General features: G+C 58.0%; 3 protein-coding genes. All 3 read right to left on the bottom strand.

The features are described 5' to 3' along the window. Positions 1–165: 165 nt before the first annotated feature. The 3 genes from RR842_RS14420 to RR842_RS14410 are packed head-to-tail and all read right to left on the bottom strand — an operon-like array spanning position 166 to position 1,648. On the bottom strand, positions 166–546 hold the full coding sequence (locus tag RR842_RS14420; RefSeq protein WP_332518819.1) for a desulfoferrodoxin family protein: 381 nt from the start codon (positions 544–546) through the stop codon (positions 166–168). 39 nt (positions 547–585) lie between these two features. After that, the gene (gene lgt, locus RR842_RS14415; protein WP_332518820.1) at positions 586–1,419 is read right to left on the bottom strand and encodes a prolipoprotein diacylglyceryl transferase; all 834 of its coding nucleotides are present in this window, start codon (positions 1,417–1,419) and stop codon (positions 586–588) included. Positions 1,420–1,426: 7 nt separating this feature from the next. Then, positions 1,427–1,648, bottom strand: a complete 222-nt coding sequence (locus RR842_RS14410) for a UDP-N-acetylmuramoylalanyl-D-glutamate--2,6-diaminopimelate ligase (RefSeq protein WP_332554575.1) — start codon at positions 1,646–1,648, stop codon at positions 1,427–1,429. Between the last annotated feature and the right edge of the window lie 345 nt (positions 1,649–1,993).

The raw sequence follows: 1,993 nt of genomic DNA, 5'->3' as shown, positions 1-1,993 counted from the left end.
GAAAAAACCCATGAGGCCCTCCTCGATCGTAATAGATTTCCACCTATTATAAGAGTCGCTCCCGGCGCACCGAATATGGTTACCAACTCTTAAGGGGACTCCATAAACGCAAAGGAGGGCTCCCGCAGGAACCCTCCCCTTCAAGACACCTTAACTGCGCGAAGTCTAGACCTCGGCAACCCACAGGCCGTGGATGTTGCAGTACTCGTAGGCACGCAGCGGCTTGTCGCCCTCGGCGACAGCGAAGCTGGCAGTAGGCTGGTCCTCGGGAGTAAGCTGAGCGATCTGGTAGCCCTTCTCCGTGACCAGGCAGACAAACGTGATGTAGTGCTCGGGAGTCATGGGATGCGGCACGCTGCCCACAGCCACGTGCACCTGGTTGCCCTCGACGGTGATCACCGGCACATGCTTCTCGGTTGCAGCATCGGTCGTATTAGCCGTAAGCTCTTCCATCTGCTCGCCGCAGCACACCAGCGGCACACCGCTGTCGAACGGCTTAATGGCGATGTTCCCACAGTGCGTGCAATGGTAAAACGTGACATCCATGGCATTCCCTTTCGATTTGCGAATACGCAGACTTATATGTTACTGTTCTGATTCCATTTCGGGAAGACCCTTTTGGGGAAGCTTCATCCGAACCGCATAAACCAGAACGCCCACACCCACCAAGATGAGGGGCACGGAAAGCAGCTGACCCATGGTGAGCCATCCACCCCATATATATCCTAGCTGGGCATCGGGTTCGCGGATGAATTCGATGACAAACCGAAAACAACCGTACAAGACGAGGAACACGCCTAAAAACGTCCCCTGCGGGCGCGGCGGACGCTTGCGCGACAGCAAAAACAGCACGAGGAACAGGATAACGCCCTCGAGCAGCGCTTCGTAGAGCTGTGAGGGATGACGCGGCATCATGCCAGCCGAACCGCCAAACACCACACCCCACGGCAGATCGGTGGGTGCACCCCACAGCTCGCCGTTCACGAAGTTCGCCAGACGACCGAAAAAGAGCCCGATAGGAGCCGCCACACAACCCAGGTCGGCCAACGTGAGGTACGGGATATGCGTGAGCTTTGCCGCAACGACACCCGCAAGCAGCGCGCCCACCAGCCCACCATGGAAGCTCATGCCGCCATGGTTGAAAGCAAACACCTCAAGCGGGTTCTCAAGGAAGTTGTAGTCACTGTAGAACATCACGTAGCCCAAACGGCCGCCCACGATGACGCCCACGATGACGCAGAACATAATGGTGAGCAACGAATCTGCATCCACGTTGACACGCCAGCGCTTGGCAAGCCGGTAGATGAGCAGCGCGGCGCACACGAAACCGGCTATATAGGCGATGCCGTACCAACGCACGACAAGAGGACCCAGAGAAAACACGACAGGATCGAGACCTTGGTAGAGAGTATTCAACATTGAAGTATTAGTCTTTTCTTCCCATGCCGGCACCAACTTCGATGGCGGCAAATCGGACTTCTTCGCGCAACTGCGAGGGAATGGCCTGCATGCTTGAAACCTTGGCACCGCATGTCGGGCAGCGCAGCGTGAACATAGCGAGGTTCGAACGTACGACCATCATGGAGTCGTAGCAGCATACATCCAGGTCGGACGCTCCGCATGCCGGACAAGTAACCGCTTGGCTCATATGCTCACACTCCTCCGTCGCCGTGCTCGCTTCTTGCCGCCGATATCCTCATTGTAACAGACTTCCGAAAACGCAACATCACGCAGAGAACACGCTTTCGAGGAAATGCACAGGCCCGGGAAGCGCAGATGCGGCCACCCGGCAAAAGCCGCGCGGCCGCATCCGTATGGGCAGCTCTGGCACCCCCGGTGGAACCTGCAGGAACGGGCCTCGCAAAACGCGCCGGCCTACAGTAAAAACCGGTTCGGGTTGCCAACGCGCCTGACCTCTTCAGGCACATCGGCAAGATCCGGGCCCTGCTCCAGGAAGTGCTCGCAGAAGCGGCACACCTCCTTGACGGCCGCG

The organism is Gordonibacter sp. (genome assembly GCF_036667095.1).
In the GTDB taxonomy this organism is placed as follows: Bacteria; Actinomycetota; Coriobacteriia; order Coriobacteriales; family Eggerthellaceae; genus Gordonibacter.
Note: the sequence above shows the minus strand (reverse complement) of the source record. Positions and strands in the feature narration are given on the sequence as shown.

Bases quoted from the DNA above. Each gene is read 5' to 3' on its own strand.
- RR842_RS14420 (WP_332518819.1), bottom strand. From the start codon at position 546: ATGGATGTCACGTTTTACCATTGCACGCACTGTGGGAACATCGCCATT.
- RR842_RS14410 (WP_332554575.1), bottom strand. From the start codon at position 1,648: ATGAGCCAAGCGGTTACTTGTCCGGCATGCGGAGCGTCCGACCTGGAT.
- lgt (WP_332518820.1), bottom strand. From the start codon at position 1,419: ATGTTGAATACTCTCTACCAAGGTCTCGATCCTGTCGTGTTTTCTCTG.